13 protein-coding genes are annotated in these 15,065 nt (G+C 71.5%); 4 read left to right on the forward strand and 9 right to left on the reverse strand.

The window, feature by feature from the left end; translation table 11 throughout:
* Positions 1–46 precede the first annotated feature (46 nt).
* Together ACFYY2_RS07685 and ACFYY2_RS07690 are read right to left on the reverse strand one after the other, a co-directional pair.
* Entirely contained in the window at positions 47–316 is a 270-nt protein-coding gene (locus ACFYY2_RS07685) for a hypothetical protein (protein WP_388738346.1), read from the reverse strand.
* Positions 313–1,284: an SPFH domain-containing protein gene (locus ACFYY2_RS07690; protein WP_388738349.1), complete on the reverse strand. Its 972-nt coding sequence runs from the start codon at positions 1,282–1,284 to the stop codon at positions 313–315. The genes ACFYY2_RS07685 and ACFYY2_RS07690 overlap by 4 nt, the downstream gene beginning before the upstream one ends.
* A 223-nt stretch (positions 1,285–1,507) precedes the next feature.
* Here ACFYY2_RS07690 and ACFYY2_RS07695 point away from each other — a divergent pair, with 223 nt between their 5' ends.
* Positions 1,508–3,712, forward strand: coding sequence for a transglycosylase domain-containing protein (locus ACFYY2_RS07695; RefSeq protein WP_388738352.1), 2,205 nt, complete (start codon positions 1,508–1,510; stop codon positions 3,710–3,712).
* Between the two features lie 64 nt (positions 3,713–3,776).
* On the opposite strand, the gene ACFYY2_RS07700 is transcribed toward ACFYY2_RS07695, so the two are convergent.
* From ACFYY2_RS07700 to ACFYY2_RS07715, 4 genes are all read right to left on the reverse strand, one after another.
* The gene (locus ACFYY2_RS07700; protein WP_388738355.1) at positions 3,777–5,708 is read right to left on the reverse strand and encodes a SpoIIE family protein phosphatase; all 1,932 of its coding nucleotides are present in this window, start codon (positions 5,706–5,708) and stop codon (positions 3,777–3,779) included.
* A gap of 387 nt (positions 5,709–6,095) precedes the next feature.
* Positions 6,096–6,818 (reverse strand): DUF402 domain-containing protein, encoded by a 723-nt coding sequence (locus ACFYY2_RS07705; protein ID WP_388738358.1) that lies wholly within the window; start codon positions 6,816–6,818, stop codon positions 6,096–6,098.
* 115 nt (positions 6,819–6,933) lie between these two features.
* Positions 6,934–8,337, reverse strand: coding sequence for a class II fumarate hydratase (locus ACFYY2_RS07710; protein WP_388738361.1), 1,404 nt, complete (start codon positions 8,335–8,337; stop codon positions 6,934–6,936).
* Positions 8,338–8,507: 170 nt separating this feature from the next.
* Positions 8,508–10,175, reverse strand: coding sequence for a fumarate hydratase (locus ACFYY2_RS07715; RefSeq protein ID WP_388738366.1), 1,668 nt, complete (start codon positions 10,173–10,175; stop codon positions 8,508–8,510).
* A gap of 189 nt (positions 10,176–10,364) precedes the next feature.
* Here ACFYY2_RS07715 and ACFYY2_RS07720 point away from each other — a divergent pair, with 189 nt between their 5' ends.
* Both ACFYY2_RS07720 and ACFYY2_RS07725 read left to right on the forward strand, forming a co-directional pair.
* Positions 10,365–11,036: a DUF1707 domain-containing protein gene (locus ACFYY2_RS07720; protein ID WP_388738370.1), complete on the forward strand. Its 672-nt coding sequence runs from the start codon at positions 10,365–10,367 to the stop codon at positions 11,034–11,036.
* A gap of 162 nt (positions 11,037–11,198) precedes the next feature.
* The gene (locus tag ACFYY2_RS07725) at positions 11,199–11,570 is read left to right on the forward strand and encodes a WhiB family transcriptional regulator (protein ID WP_388738374.1); all 372 of its coding nucleotides are present in this window, start codon (positions 11,199–11,201) and stop codon (positions 11,568–11,570) included.
* Between the two features lie 61 nt (positions 11,571–11,631).
* Here ACFYY2_RS07725 and glpX read toward each other — a convergent pair whose 3' ends face one another.
* Positions 11,632–12,663, reverse strand: a complete 1,032-nt coding sequence (gene glpX / locus ACFYY2_RS07730; protein ID WP_388738376.1) for a class II fructose-bisphosphatase — start codon at positions 12,661–12,663, stop codon at positions 11,632–11,634.
* A gap of 167 nt (positions 12,664–12,830) precedes the next feature.
* On the opposite strand from glpX, the gene ACFYY2_RS07735 reads away from it, so the two are divergent.
* On the forward strand, positions 12,831–13,373 hold the full coding sequence (locus ACFYY2_RS07735) for a DUF4245 domain-containing protein (RefSeq protein WP_388738379.1): 543 nt from the start codon (positions 12,831–12,833) through the stop codon (positions 13,371–13,373).
* 177 nt (positions 13,374–13,550) lie between these two features.
* Here ACFYY2_RS07735 and ACFYY2_RS07740 read toward each other — a convergent pair whose 3' ends face one another.
* Together ACFYY2_RS07740 and xseA are read right to left on the reverse strand one after the other, a co-directional pair.
* Complete coding sequence (locus tag ACFYY2_RS07740; RefSeq protein WP_388738381.1) at positions 13,551–13,805, reverse strand: exodeoxyribonuclease VII small subunit; 255 nt, start codon at positions 13,803–13,805, stop codon at positions 13,551–13,553.
* A 40-nt stretch (positions 13,806–13,845) separates the two neighbouring features.
* Positions 13,846–15,057, reverse strand: coding sequence for an exodeoxyribonuclease VII large subunit (gene xseA / locus ACFYY2_RS07745; protein WP_388738383.1), 1,212 nt, complete (start codon positions 15,055–15,057; stop codon positions 13,846–13,848).
* Positions 15,058–15,065 lie beyond the last annotated feature (8 nt).

Raw genomic sequence — 15,065 nt, forward strand, 5'->3', positions numbered from 1 at the left:
GTGCGTCCCGCCCGCGGCCGGGTCCGGCGCTCCGGGCCGCGGGTGGTCATCCGGACGGCTCCGGCGGCTCCCCGGGCGGGGACTTCGGGGGGCGGCCCCGGCGCGGGATCGGGGCGGCCCCGCCCGGCAGGCGCCCGGCGTCCGCCAGGGCCCGCCGGAGCAGGAACTCGATCTGCGCGTTCGCGCTGCGCAGCTCGTCCGAGGCCCACCGGGCCAGCGCGTCGTGCACGGCGGGGTCCAGCCGCAGCAGCATCTGCTTGCGGGTGGCACCCCGCCGGGGAGTCCGGCCCGCCGGAGGGGCCGCGTCGTCGGTCACTGGTAGAGCGTGCCAGTGTTCAGGACCGGCTGCGCGGCGCGGTCGCCGCACAGCACGACCATCAGGTTGCTGACCATCGCGGCCTTGCGCTCGGAGTCGAGCTCGACGATGTCCTGCTCCGCGATGCGGGTCAGGGCCATCTCGACCATGCCCACCGCGCCCTCGACGATCTGCTGGCGCGCGGCGACGACGGCCCCCGCCTGCTGGCGCTGGAGCATCGCCGACGCGATCTCGGGGGCGTACGCGAGGTGGCTGAAGCGGGACTCGATGATGCGCACGCCCGCCGCCTGCACCCGCGCGGTCAGTTCGGCCGCGAGCTTCTCGGTGATCTCCTCGGCGTTGCCGCGCAGGGACAGGCCGCCCTCCTCGTGGGCGTCGTACGGGTACTCGATCGCGATGTGCCGGACGGCCGCCTCGGTCTGCGTCGCGACGAACTCCAGGAAGTCGTCCACCTCGAAGAGCGCCTGTGCGGTGTCCTCGACCTTCCAGACGACGATCGCGGCGAGCTCGATCGGGTTGCCGTAGGCGTCGTTGACCTTCAGGACGGCCGTCTCGTGGTTCCGCACCCGGGTGGAGATCTTGCGGCTGGACGTCAGCGGGTTGATCCACCGGAGGCCGTCCGCGCGGATCGTGCCGACGTACCGGCCGAAGAGCTGGATGACCCGGGCCTCGCCCGGGGCGACCATTTTCACACCGCTCATGCAGAAGAAGGAGGCGATGGCGAGCAGGATTCCGAGGATGAGGAGCGGGACGCCCACGCCCTCGTGTCCGTGGGAGCCGAGGACCACGCCGACGATGGTGAGGGCCACACCGACGAGCACGCCGAGGACGGTCAGCAGCAGGCCGAGGCCGCCGGGGATGGAGTGCGCCGTCGTCTCCCTGACCTGGGGAGAGGGCATCTCCGGGGCGTCGGGCGCGAGGTCGGCGCCCGGGCCGGCGGCGCCGGGGAGGTCGTGTGGTGCGGACATGGGTCCCCCGTTCCGCGCGGCGTCGCGCCGCGCTAGCAATGTGATTACACATTAACGGGTGCGGCAACCTTGTGCACCCCTCGGGAGTCGGTTCCATTGAAACCGGGTGCTGATTCTCACGTCCGGAAAAGATCGGATCGCTTGCCATTTGTCCACGCCTTCGGTGTTAGCTGGCTGGTCTGACCTGAAGCGGTTCGAGCAGAGGTAGAGGAGCACCACGGCGATGGGGCGAGCGGACGCGCGTCGGGCTGCCAGGAGCGGCGGCATACGACGGCTCTTCACATGGCGGAAGATGCTGGGCACGTTCTTCGGGCTGTGCCTTCTGGTGATGGGCGGCTTCGCGGCGCTCTACCTGTACGTGGACGTGCCTCCGGCCAACGCCGCGGCGCAGGAGCAGAGCAACATCTACAAGTACAGCGACGGCTCGATCCTCGCCCGCACCGGTTCCGGGGCCAACCGCGAGATCGTCGACCTCGCCGTCGTACCCAAGAAGGTCCAGCACGCCTTCGTCGCCGCCGAAAACAAGTCCTTCTACCGGGACCGGGGCGTCGACCTCAAGGGCACCACCCGTGGTGTGCTCAACACGCTCTCCGGCAAGGGCAAGCAGGGTGGCTCCACGATCACCCAGCAGTACGTGAAGAACTACTACCTCACGCAGGACCAGACGGTCAGCCGCAAGCTCAAGGAGCTGGTGATCTCCCTCAAGGTCGACCAGCGCATGAAGAAGGACGACATCCTCGCCGGCTACCTCAACACCGTGTTCTACGGCCGCGGCGCGAGCGGGATCCAGGCGGCCGCGCAGGCCTACTACGGGGTCGACGCCAAGGACCTCGACGTCTCCCAGGGCGCCTACCTCGCGGCGCTGCTCCAGGCGCCCAGCCAGTACGACTGGGCCCGGGCCACCCCGACCGGCAAGAAGCTCGTCAAGGACCGCTGGGCCTACACGCTGGACAACATGGTCGAGGAGGGCTGGCTCGACCGGGCCGAGCGCGACAGGCTGACGTTCCCCGTGCCCGACGCGCCCAAGGCCGCTCCGGGGCTGGAGGGACAGACGGGCTACCTCGTCGAGGCCGCCAACCAGGAGATGGAGCGCCAGGGCATCACCGAGGAGATGCGCCGGGCGGGCGGCTGGACGATCACCCTCAACATCGACAAGAAGCGGCAGAAGCAGCTCGAGAAGTCGGTCAACCGCCAGCTGGAGGACCAGCTCGACCGGAAGAAGAACAAGGTCGACGCGACGGTCCAGGCGGGCGCCACCTCGGTGGACCCGAAGACCGGCAAAGTCGTCGCCCTGTACGGCGGAGTCGGCGCCACCGAGCACTACATATCCAACGCGACCCGCAGGGACTACCAGCCCGCGTCGACCTTCAAACCGCTCGTGCTCGCCTCCGCCCTGGAGAACGGATCGCAGACCCAGGGCGGCGACCTGATCGGCCTCAACACGGTCTACGACGGCACCAGCAGGCGTCCCGTCGTCGGGAGCGACACCCCGTTCGCCCCGCAGAACGAGGACGACGTCAGCTACCGCAACCCGACCGTCCAGACGGCCCTGGACAAGTCGATCAACTCCGTCTTCGCGCAGATGGTCGTCGACGTCACCCCGAAGGCGGTCAAGAAGACCGCGCTCGGCCTGGGCGTACCCGACGTGAACTTCCCCGAGCGTCCCGCCATCACCCTCGGCACCATGAACGCCTCCACGTGGGACATGGCCGGGGTCTACGCCACCCTCGACAACCACGGCAAGAAGGTCACGCCGACCATCGTCAAGTCCGCCGTGCACCGCGACCGCACCATGGAGCCCGTCGACGGCATCGGCGGCCAGGCCATCAGCCGGGCGTCCGCGGACACCGTGACGAAGGCACTGACCGAGGTCGTCGACCTCGGCTCCGGTCACGAGGCCAACACCTCGGCCTACGACGCCGCGGGCAAGACGGGTACCTCCGAGGACAACAAGGCGGCCTGGTTCGCGGCCTACACCCCCGAGCTCTCCACGGTCGTCGCCCTGTACGGCGAGTCGACCAAGGAGGGCGGCGGCCAGGTCAGCCTCACCGGCACGGCCAACTCCGGCCGGGCCAACGGTGGCGGCTTCCCCGCCAAGATCTGGGCCGACTACACCCTCGGCGCGCTGGGCGGCGGCTCGGACGCCTCCTTCGACCTGGAGGGCGTGGAGCACGGCGAGACGTCCGTGACCGAGACCCCCTCGGCGTCCCCGACGCCGACGGAGAAGCCCTCGGAAACCCCCTCCGCGACGCCCGAGACGCCCTCCCAGTCCCCGAGCGAGTCCCCGGTCGAGCCGTCCCCGCCGGCCGAGACGCCGAGCGAGACGCCCTCGGAGACCCCGAGCGGGACGCCCAGCGAGACACCGGACCCCGACGGCGGGACCCAGCAGCCGCCCGGCCGGCCCGGCGGCGGCCCGTTCGGGCAGTGACGACGCGTGAGGGGCGGGTGCCGGCCGGCACCCGCCCCTCACGCTCGTCCGTCCACCGGCACCCTCAGGGAGTGGCCATCTCGAACCACACGACCTTGCCCGTGGAGAGGCGGGTCGCCCCCCACCGCCGGGCCAGCCGGTTGACCAGGAAGAGCCCGCGCCCGCCCTCGTCGGTCTCCCGGGCGCGCCGCTGCCTGGGCAGCTGCGGTGCGTCGTCCCCGACCTCGCAGCGCAGGATGTCCGTACGCGGCAGCCGCAGCGTCACCGGACGCTCCGCGTACCGCACGGCGTTGGTGACCACCTCGCTGACCAGGAGCTCCACCTCGTCGGAGATGTCGTCCAGGCCCCAGCGGCTCAGCGCCCTGCGCGCCAGCCTGCGGGCCCGTCCGGGCGCGGCGTCCTCCGGCTCCAGGAACCAGTAGGCGACGTCGCTCGGCGCGATCCCGTCGAACCGGGCGGCCAGCAGCGCGATGTCGTCGTCCCGGTCACCCGGGCCGAGCATGTCCAGGACGTCGTCGCACAGCGCCTCCAGCGGAGGCGAGTGGTCCGGACCGGTCAGCTGCGCGGTGGCCGCGAGCCGCTCCCGCAGTATCTCGATGCCCGTCCACACGTCCCGCATCCGGGACTCCACCAGGCCGTCCGTGTACAGGAGCAGCGTGGCGCCCGCGGGCGCGTCCAGCTCGACGGCCTCGAAGTCGACCCCGCCGACGCCGATGGGCGCCCCCGGGGGGACCCTCAGCACCTCGGCCCGGCCACCCAGATGGAGCAGCACGGGCGGCGGGTGGCCGGCGTTGGCGATGGTGATCCGGTGTGCGACGGGGTCGTAGACCGCGTACATGCAGGTAGCCATGCGGTCGCTGCCGAGCCGCTGCGCCTGCTCGTCCAGGTGGTGCAGCACCTCCTGCGGGGGCAGGTCGAGGCCGGCCAGGGTCTGCGCGGTGGTACGCAGCTGGCCCATGATCGCCGCGGACGTCATGGAGTGGCCCATCACGTCGCCGACGACCAGGGCGACCCGGCTGCCGGGCAGCGGGATCGCGTCGTACCAGTCACCGCCGACGCGGGCCGTCTCGGCGGCCGGGAGGTAGCGGGACGCCAGGCGCACACCGGTGGGCTGGGGCAGCGAGTCGGGCAGCATCGTGCGCTGGAGTTCGTCGGCGATGTACGCCTCGCGGCCGTAGAGCACGGCCTTGTCGATCCCCAGCGCGGTGTGCGTGGCCAGCTGGGCCGCGACCAGGAGATCATTGGCCTCGAAGGGCGGGCGCTCCGTACCGCGCAGGAACACGGCCGCGCCGATCACCCGGCGGCGGCCGCGCAGGGGAGCCAGGATCGCCCGGTGCCCGGTGGGCACCGCCCGCCCCGCGCCCAGCAGTTCGGGCAGGGCGACGCGCGCGGCGGCCGAATCGCCGAAGACCGGCCGCACCCCGCGCAGCACCTCGGCGAGCGCACCGCCCGCCTGGATCTCACAGAGGTCGGCCGCCGGCATCAGCCCGGCCTGCGGGTCGGTCACGGGCAGCCGCAGCCGCTCGCCCTCCGGGCCGCTCTCGCTCTCCTCGTCGGCGTGCCGCAGCCGGTCGGTACGCCGGAGCCGCAGCACGAACGGCGTCACCGGCCGCTCGTCGCCCACCGGAAGCGGATCGCGGAGGTAGACGAGTATGGCGTCGGAGAAGGTGGGCACACTCGCCCTGCAGAGGCCCAGCACGATCTCGTCGAGGTCTATGCCCCGGGCGATCCGGCGGGTGGCGGCACCGACGAAGCGCAGCCGGTCGCCCTCGCGGCGGGCGACGGCCTGGGTGTCGGCGGCCGACGCTGCGGACTCCGCGGACGCAGGACTCGGCACGGCGTTCTGGGCCGCCGTGCCCGGCACCGGGGAGGGGCCGGGGATCGCGGCGGTGGCGGCGGCGCCCGGCGGGCCCTCCTGCTGCCGGGGCCGGGCGCGCTCCTGCGGCCGGGCAGCGAGCGGCTGCCGGCCTTCGTGGGAGGTGGGATGCTCCGTCACGCGTGGGATTCCGTCCGTCCGGGCCGGTTGTATGAAGCGATCACACTCGCCTCAGGGGTGTGCGCCACTGTGTCCCGGCAAGAGCGGTGAGAACAACGGCTGTCACCGGATGCCCCCGGAAACGGGGCCGAAACCGAACGGCCGGCCGGGGGGCCGACGCGAGGTCTTCCGGTGACGGGGCAGCGGACAGCGAACACGTCTCCACCCCCTCGTGTGGTTCGTGCTACCGCGCGACAGCCAGGGTCCGTGGCCCGTGCTGCTCGTGCGACATGTGCGGTGACTGGTGGTCAGGTGCATGGCCGGTTACGCCGGTTGAGGCGCGGTGGACCGATGGAACGGTTCAGGACGGCGATCCTACGTTCGCCCCCCTGGGGTGAATCAAGGGTCTCACGACGGGGTGGGCGCGGGGGTGCGGTCCCAGTCATCCGGCAGCGGCGGGACCTTCCAGCGAGGATCGGGCCGCCAGTGCTCCCAGCCGTCGCTGAAGGGCGCGCCCCAGCGCTGGATCACCTCGACGGCCGCGAGGCCGGCCTCGCGCACCCGCCGGGCGGTGCGGGCGTCCATCAGTCCGACCTGCTGCGCCTGGGCGAACTCGTCCTCGTCGAGCCACTCCCAACTGTGGTCGGGCCGGACCGAGATGTCGAGGAAATGATCCTGTGAATCGACTCCTCCGGACCAGCGTGACCGGGGCTCCTCCAGGTTGACGTACCAGTTGCGGAAGAGCCAGCCACGGTCCCAGAACAGCCAGACGGACCACGGATCACCCGGCCGGGCGAGCTTCAGCACGCCCGAGCCGAACCACCGGGAGCGCACGGTCGTGCGCGGGCGCGTGTAGCGCGTGGCGAGCGGCTCGGCGTGCACCTGGGTGCCGTCGGCGAGCACCGGTCTCACGCACTCCGTGCCGGACGCCATCCACACGGCGAGCAGCTCGTCCGTGTCCTGCACGACGGTGACCGGGCGGCAGATGTGCACGCCCCCGGCGCCGCCGCCCTCGCCCGGATGCCCGTTGTCCCGGTAGCGCCAGAGGATCCTGTCCCCCGGCGCCCAGCGTCCGCCGTCCCCCGCACCTGCCCCGGTGCCTGCTCCCGTACCCGCTTCCGTCGTCGTCATGAAGAGATCTTAGGGACGCGCCGGCCCGGCCGCCGCGTTACGCGTCACGGCCGGGCCACACGCGACAGCGCACGGACACCTCACGGCCGAGGCGTACGCGGTGCGCGGCACCGCCTCACGGCCGGGTCATGCGCAGCACGTCCAGGGCGGCGTCGAGCTGCTCCAGCGTCAGGTCGCCGCGCTCGACGTACCCGCCGGCCAGCACCGTCTCCCGGATGGTCGTGCCGTCGGCCAGGGACTTCTTGGCGACCTTCGCCGCCTCCTCGTAGCCGATGTACTTGTTCAGCGGGGTCACGACCGAGGGGGAGGACTCGGCGTAGTGCCGGGCCCGGTCCACGTTGGCCGTGATGCCGTCGACCGTGCGGTCCGCGAGCAGCCGCGAGGCGTTGGCGAGCAGCCGCACGGACTCCAGGAGGTTCTTCGCGATCACGGGGAGCATCACGTTGAGCTCGAAGTTGCCCGCCGCCCCCGCGAGGGCGACCGTGGCGTCGTTCCCCGTCACCTGGGCCGCGACCATCAGTACGGCCTCCGGGATCACCGGGTTGACCTTGCCCGGCATGATCGACGACCCCGGCTGGAGGTCGGGCAGGTTGATCTCGGCCAGGCCCGTGCGGGGTCCGGACGCCATCCAGCGGAGATCGTTGGAGATCTTGGTGAGCGACACCGCGAGCGTACGGAGCTGCCCCGACGCCTCGACGAGTCCGTCCCGGGCACCCTGCGCCTCGAAGTGGTCGCGGGCCTCGGTGAGGGGGAGCCCCGTGGTGCGGGCGACCTCGGCGATCACCGCGGCGGAGAAGCCGGGCGGGGTGTTGATGCCGGTGCCCACCGCCGTGCCGCCGAGCGGGAGTTCGGCGAGGCGGGGGAGCGAGGCGTGCAGCCGCTCGACGCCGTAGCGGATCTGCGCGGCGTAACCGCCGAACTCCTGGCCGAGGGTGACGGGAGTGGCGTCCATCAGGTGCGTGCGGCCCGACTTCACCACGTCCGCGAATTCGGCCGATTTCCGCTCCAGGGACTCGGCCAGGTGTTCGAGTGCGGGGATCAGGTCTGCGGTCACGGCCGCCGTCGCCGCGATGTGGATCGACGACGGGAAGACGTCGTTCGACGACTGCGAGGCGTTGACGTGGTCGTTGGGGTGCACCTCGCGTCCGAGCCGCTCGGTGGCGAGCGTGGCCACGACCTCGTTGGTGTTCATGTTGGAGGACGTGCCGGAACCCGTCTGGAACACGTCCACGGGGAAGTGCTCGTCCCAGCGCCCCTCCGCCACCTCGGCGGCGGCCGTCCGGATCGCCTCCGCGATGTCGGGGTCCAGCACCTTCAGCTCGGCGTTGACCTTCGCCGCGGCGGCCTTGATCCGGGCCAGGGCCTCGATGTGCGCCCGTTCCAGGCGCTGCCCCGAGACGGGGAAGTTCTCCACCGCGCGCTGGGTCTGCGCCCGCCACTTCGCGTGCGCGGGCACCCTCACCTCACCCATCGAGTCGTGCTCGACGCGGTACTTCGATTCCTGGGCCGATCCGTCCATGTTTTTCAAACCTCCTGATGGAAAGCAGCACGTGGGCCGGTCCACGTATTCCCCGCGCGGCGGGCGCCCTCCCGGCCCCGTACGCCGGAAGGGGCCTTCCCTGGCCCCGCCGGAACGCCACAGGGGCACCCGGCCGGTGGCCGGGTGCCCCTGTACGGGTCCGGGAAGGGTCAGCCGAGGCCGGGGCCGCGGACCGGGATGCTGGTGAAGGTCGGCGCGGGGGCGGGCTCGGTGAAGAAGTCGTTGCCCTTGTCGTCGACCACGACGAACGCGGGGAAGTCCTCGACCTCGATCCGCCAGACCGCCTCCATGCCGAGCTCCTCGTACTCGACGACCTCGACCTTCTTGATGCAGTCCTGGGCCAGGCGCGCCGCGGGCCCGCCGATCGAGCCGAGGTAGAAGCCGCCGTGGGCGCCGCACGCGTCCGTGACCTGCTTGGACCGGTTGCCCTTGGCGAGCATCACCTTGGAGCCGCCGGCCGCCTGGAACTGCGCGACGTAACTGTCCATGCGTCCGGCCGTCGTCGGGCCGAAGGAGCCGGAGGCGTAGCCCTCGGGGGTCTTCGCGGGGCCCGCGTAGTACACCGGGTGGTCCTTGAGGTACTGCGGCATCTCCTCGCCCGCGTCGAGCCGCTCCTTGATCTTGGCGTGCGCGATGTCACGCGCCACGACCAGCGGGCCGGTCAGCGAGAGCCGGGTCTTCACCGGGTACTTGGTGAGCTCGGCGAGGATCTCGTCCATGGGGCGGTTCAGGTCGATCCGCACGACGTCGCCGGCCTCGTCGAGGTGCTCGTCGGTGGTGTCCGGCAGGAAGCGCGCGGGGTCCTTCTCCAGCTGCTCCAGGAAGACGCCCTCCGCGGTGATCTTCGCGGTGGCCTGGCGGTCGGCCGAGCAGGAGACGGCGATCGCGACGGGGAGCGAGGCGCCGTGCCGGGGCAGGCGCACCACGCGCACGTCGTGGCAGAAGTACTTGCCGCCGAACTGGGCGCCGATGCCGATCTTCTGCGTGAGCTCGAAGACCTTCTCCTCCAGCTCCTTGTCCCGGAAGCCGTGACCGGTCGGGGAGCCCTCGGCGGGAAGCTCGTCGAGGTAGTGCGCGGAGGCGTACTTCGCGGTCTTCAGCGCGAACTCGGCCGACGTGCCGCCGACGACGATCGCCAGGTGGTAGGGCGGGCAGGCCGCCGTGCCCAGCGAACGGATCTTCTCCTCCAGGAACTTCATCATGGAGGCCTCGTTGAGGACGGCCTTCGTCTCCTGGAAGAGGAACGACTTGTTGGCCGAGCCGCCGCCCTTCGCCATGAAGAGGAACTTGTAGGCGCCGCCGTCGGTCGCGTACAGCTCGATCTGGGCCGGGAGGTTCGAGCCGGTGTTCTTCTCGTCCCACATGGTCAGCGGGGCCATCTGCGAATAGCGCAGGTTCAGCTTCGTGTAGGCGTCGAAGATGCCGTGCGACAGGGCCTCCTCGTCACCGCCCTCGGTGAGGACGTTCTGCCCGCGCTTGCCCATGACGATGGCCGTGCCCGTGTCCTGGCACATCGGCAGGACGCCCGCCGCGGCGATGTTCGCGTTCTTCAGGAGGTCCAGCGCGACGAACTTGTCGTTGGAGGAGGCCTCGGGGTCGTCCACGATCCGCCGCAGCTGCGCCAGGTGGTCCGGCCGCAGGTAGTGCGAGATGTCGTGCATGGCCTCGGCGGCGAGCGTGCGCAGGGCCTCCGGGGCCACCTTGAGGAACGTACGGCCGTCGGCCTCGAAGGTCGAGACGCCCTCGGCGGTCACCAGCCGGTACGGCGTGGTGTCCTCTCCCAGGGGGAGCAGATCGGTGTACGCAAACTCTGGCATTACGGCCATTCCTCACTCGGCGACGTCGGCTGACCTCCCTCGGGCAGCGCATCCATCAGGGTAGAGCGCCGCGACGGGGCCGGTCCTGTGAGGTAAGGCTCACCCGGACCGGCCCGATCCCGGTGCGGATTCGCGGCAGGGCCGGAGAGGTACTGGTCGCGATCTATCGCGTTTCGGTACGCTTGGCCGGTGGACCTCGAAAAGCAGCCCCAGCAGCCCGTCGCTCCGGCCGGTCCCGCGCCTGCCGGAATCCGCGCGTCCGACGCGGACCGCGACCGGATCGCGGACATCCTGCGGGAGGCCATGGCCGAGGGCCGGCTCACCGCCGAGGAGCATGCCGAGCGGGTGGACCTCGTCTACCGGGCCAAGACCGTCGGTGAACTCGAGCCACTGGTGCGGGATCTGCCCGCACAGAGCGGGACGAGCCGCCTCGACACCTCGCCGTACGGCTACGGCCCCGAGGCGGCCGCCGGGACCGCCGAGAACCTGGTGGCCGTCTTCAGCAGCTCCACCCGCAGGGGGCGTTGGCGTGTGGGCGGCCGCACGAACGCCTTCTCCCTCTTCGGAAGCGTCGAAATAGACCTCACCGAGGCGCTTTTCGGCCAGCGTCTGACCGTCATCAATGCGACGTCCATCTTCGGCAGTGTCGATATCAAGGTGCCGGAGAACATCTCCCTGCGCGGCAGCGGGACGGGCATCTTCGGCAATTTCGAGGTCGACACACTGGAATCCGCCGACCCGGAAGCACCGGTGGTCGTGGTGAACGGCTATTCCGTGTTCGGAAGCGTCGAGGCCAAGCCCAAGCGCGGCAAGCTCATCGCCAACCTCCACAAGCAATTGCGCAAACACCTCGGTCACTGACGCCCGACGGCCGGGGCACCACGAATTCCGGCCATGCCGTGGCGAGGCGTTCCGGTGGCGGTCCAAGTGGGAACCACTCAGTGCATAGGGGTGCGTACAGCGGGTAGGGAGTGCTGCATCGCCTCTCGCTCACGAAGCCCAAGCCGTCGTCAGGAGTGGACCGTGCTGCATTTGCCGCATCAGCCCCTGCAGGTCGCCGCCGTGCCCACCCGGCGCACCCCCGCACGGGAGGACGAGGCGGGGCCCTGGCACTCGGAGGCGGTGTGCCGCCGGGACGAGGCCGGGCTGTTCTTCGCCCCGTCGAAGGAGCCGACCGCTGCCCGGCTCTCCCGCGAGGAGGCGGCGAAACAGGTCTGTGCGAGATGCCCGGTCATGGTGGAGTGCCGGGAGCACGCACTCGTCCAGCCCGAGCCCTACGGGGTGTGGGGCGGCCTCACCGCCGCCGAGCGCCGTGTGGCGCTGGCCCGTCGCCGCAGGCGGGACATCGAGCTCAAGGCCGCCGCCCCGGGCGCGCGCATAGCCGCGGCGGGCTGAAACCCGCGTGCACGGACGGTGGGATCCGGCCGGGCCGGCCCCACCGTCCGCACGGCACGGCCTACTTGGCGCGGTCGAAGTCGATCGCGCTGTAGGCGCGCAGCTTCGACAGCCGGTGCGTGGAGTCGATCCGGCGGATCGTGCCGGACTTGGAGCGCATCACGAGGGACTCGGTGGTGGCCGTCTCCGCGCGGTACCGCACACCGCGCAGCAGTTCACCGTCGGTGATCCCGGTGGCGACGAAGAAGACGTTGTCCCCGCTGACGAGGTCGTCCGTCGACAGCACGCGGTCGAGGTCGTGACCCGCGTCGAGAGCCCGCTGCCGCTCCGCCTCGTCCTTGGGCCACAGCTTGCCCTGGATGACACCGCCCAGGCACTTTATGGCGCACGCCGAGATGATGCCCTCGGGGGTGCCGCCGATCCCCATGAGCAGGTCGACACCGGTGCCCTCACGAGCGGCCATGATCGATCCGGCGACGTCGCCGTCGGAGATGAACTTGATCCGCGCGCCCGTCTCCCGGATCTCCCGCACGATGTCCTCGTGCCGGGGGCGGTCCAGGATGACGACCGTGACGTCCTCGGGGGCCGAGTTCTTCGCCTTGGCGACGCGCCGGATGTTCACGGACACGGGCGCGTTGATGTCGACGAAGTCGGCCGCCTCGGGGCCGGTGACCAGCTTGTCCATGTAGAAGACTGCGGACGGGTCGAACATCGCGCCCCGGTCGGCCGCCGCCAGCACCGCGATGGCGTTGGGCATGCCCTTGGCGTTGAGCGTGGTGCCGTCGATCGGGTCGACGGCGATGTCGACCTCGGCCCCGGTGCCGTCGCCGACGCGCTCGCCGTTGAACAGCATGGGCGCTTCGTCCTTCTCGCCCTCGCCGATGACGACGATGCCGTTCATCGACACCGTGGAGACGAGCGTGCGCATGGCTTTCACCGCGGCACCGTCGGCGCCGATCTTGTCGCCGCGGCCGACCCAGCGCCCGGCGGCCATCGCGGCGGCCTCGGTGACCCGGACCAGCTCCAGGGCCAGGTTGCGGTCGGGGGCCTCCGGGGAGACCTCGAGCTGGGACGGCAGATGATGCTCGGACATCGGAGCGCACCTTTCTGTACGACGACGACCGGAAAAGAGGGTGCTGTGACTCTATCGGTAGGTCGATAAAATGAGCAGACCGGGTCACGGATGAGCGGACCGGCCCCTGGTGGACGTGCTGGCGCCCCCCTCAGGGCTGTCCGGAGGCGCATGCCACCATTGAGTCCGTGGCAAGCAAGCGAGGCAAGCAGACCGTCCGGGACATGTTCCTGTCGATGCTCGTGATCACCGCAGTGGCGGGGGTCGTCTACATCTTCATTCCGCACGACGAGAAGGCCGACCCGGTCAAGGCGGTCGACTACCGGGTCGAGCTGGCGACGGCCCGGCGCGCCGCGCCGTACCCCGTGGTCGCGCCCGACGGACTGGCCAAGGGCTGGAAGCCGACCTCGGTGTCCTACCAGGGGCAGAACGGGTCCGGGTGGCATCTCGGCTTCCTCGACCCCGACAAGAAGTACGTCGCGGTCGAGCAGTCCACGAGCCCCGCCCGCAAGTACGTTCCCGAGGTCAGCCAGGACGCCCGGGACACCGGGCGCACGCGCCAGGTCGCCGGCAAGGCGTGGCAGGTCTGGGAGGGCTCCAAGTACGACGCGCTCGTGCTGCACGCCGAGGGCGTCACCACCGTGGTCACCGGCTCGGCCCCGGCGGACCGCCTCGCCGAGATGGCCGGCGCGCTGCGGGCCGCCGGCCCCGGCGCCACCGAGGCCCCCTGACGGCGGACACCGCACACGGACGCGGAATCCCCGTAGCGCCCGGCGCTACGGGGATTCCTGTCGTACGGCGTGGCCGGCCCCACCCCGGGTGCGACGCGCCGCCCGCGAGGCGCGGGGCACGGACCCGTGCGCGAGTGGCGGACCACCTGCCCGTGCGTGCGCGCGTCGGCGGCCCGCTCAGGCGGCGCCGTCGCCGCCCTCCCCGGACTCCTCCGGGGACGCCAGCGCCGCGTCGAGCCGGGCCCGCGCGCCCTCCAGCCAGCGCCGGCACACCTTCGCCAGCTCCTCGCCCCGCTCCCACAGGGCCAGCGACTCCTCCAGCGTCGTGCCGCCCGCCTCCAGGCGGCGTACGACCTCGATCAGCTCGTCCCGCGCCTGCTCGTAGCCGAGTGTGTCCGTCGCGGCGGCCACCGTCGTCCCGTCGTCCGTCATACCGACCACCCTATGTGCGGGGTCCGACGATCCCGGGCCCTCATTCCGCGACCCGTACCGTGAACTCGCCCTCCGACACCCGCGCCCGCAGCTCGTCGCCCGGCGCTCCGGCATCGGCGGGGGAGCGCACCACGTGGCCGTCCGGCCGCTGCAGCACCGCGTATCCCCGCTCCAGCGTCGCCGCCGGCGACAAGGCGACGACCCGGGCCCGGGTGTGCGCGAGCTCCGAGTCGGCGCGGTCCAGCAGATGCCCGAGCACCCGGCGGCTGCGCCCCACCAGGGCGTCGATCTCGGAGGCACGCTCGTCCACCATCCGGTGCGGGCGCTCCATCGAGGACCGGCCCAGCGCGTGCGCCAGCCCCCGCTCCTCCCGCTCGATCAGCCCCCGCACCGTCCGCAGGCCCCGGTCCCGCAGCTGCTGCACACGGTCCAGTTCCTCGCCCACGTCCGGCACGACCTTCTTCGCCGCGTCCGTCGGCGTCGAGGCGCGCACGTCGGCGACCAGGTCGAGCAGCGGCGAGTCCGGTTCGTGCCCGATCGCGGAGACCACTGGCGTACGGCAGGCGGCGACCGTCCGGATCAGCTCCTCGTCGGAGAACGGCAGCAGGTCCTCCACGCTGCCCCCGCCACGGGCGACCACGATCACGTCGACGTCCGGCATCCCGTCCAGCTCCTTGACCGCCTGGACGACCTGGTTCACCGCGTGCACCCCCTGCACCGCCGTGTTGCGCACCTCGAAGCGCACGGCCGGCCAGCGCCGCCTGGCGTTCTCCAGCACATCGCGCTCCGCCGCCGACGCCCGCCCGCAGACCAGGCCGATCAGCTGCGGCAGGAACGGCAGCGGCCTCTTGCGGTCCAGGGCGAAGAGGCCCTCGGCCGCCAGGGACTTCTTCAACTGCTCCAGCCGCACCAGCAGCTCACCGATGCCGACCGGCCGTATCTCCGTGGCCCGCAGGGACAGCTGCCCCCGGGGGGCGTACCACTCCGGTTTCGCGAGGACGACGACCCGCGCTCCCTCGGTCACCACGTCGGCGATCCGGTCGAAGACCTGCCGGAAGCAGGTCACGCTCACCGAGATGTCGTGCGACGGATCACGCAACGTCAGGAACACCACCCCGGCGCCCGGCCGCCGCGACAGCTGGGTGATCTGCCCCTCGACCCAGACGGCGCCGAGCCGGTCGATCCACCCGCCGATCAGCCGCGACACGTCGCCTACGGGCAGCGGGGCTTCCGGGGACGTAGTGAGAGCCATACGGGCGA

It is taken from the genome of Streptomyces sp. NPDC001822, from assembly GCF_042892135.1.
Lineage (GTDB): Bacteria > Actinomycetota > Actinomycetes > Streptomycetales > Streptomycetaceae > Streptomyces.

Bases quoted from the DNA above. Each gene is read 5' to 3' on its own strand.
- ACFYY2_RS07690 (WP_388738349.1), bottom strand. From the start codon at position 1,284: ATGTCCGCACCACACGACCTCCCCGGCGCCGCCGGCCCGGGCGCCGAC.
- glpX (WP_388738376.1), bottom strand. From the start codon at position 12,663: ATGTCCGAGCATCATCTGCCGTCCCAGCTCGAGGTCTCCCCGGAGGCC.
- ACFYY2_RS07740 (WP_388738381.1), bottom strand. From the start codon at position 13,805: ATGACGGACGACGGGACGACGGTGGCCGCCGCGACGGACACACTCGGC.
- ACFYY2_RS07710 (WP_388738361.1), bottom strand. From the start codon at position 8,337: ATGGACGGATCGGCCCAGGAATCGAAGTACCGCGTCGAGCACGACTCG.
- ACFYY2_RS07695 (WP_388738352.1), top strand. From the start codon at position 1,508: ATGGGGCGAGCGGACGCGCGTCGGGCTGCCAGGAGCGGCGGCATACGA.
- xseA (WP_388738383.1), bottom strand. From the start codon at position 15,057: ATGGCTCTCACTACGTCCCCGGAAGCCCCGCTGCCCGTAGGCGACGTG.
- ACFYY2_RS07715 (WP_388738366.1), bottom strand. From the start codon at position 10,175: ATGCCAGAGTTTGCGTACACCGATCTGCTCCCCCTGGGAGAGGACACC.
- ACFYY2_RS07705 (WP_388738358.1), bottom strand. From the start codon at position 6,818: ATGACGACGACGGAAGCGGGTACGGGAGCAGGCACCGGGGCAGGTGCG.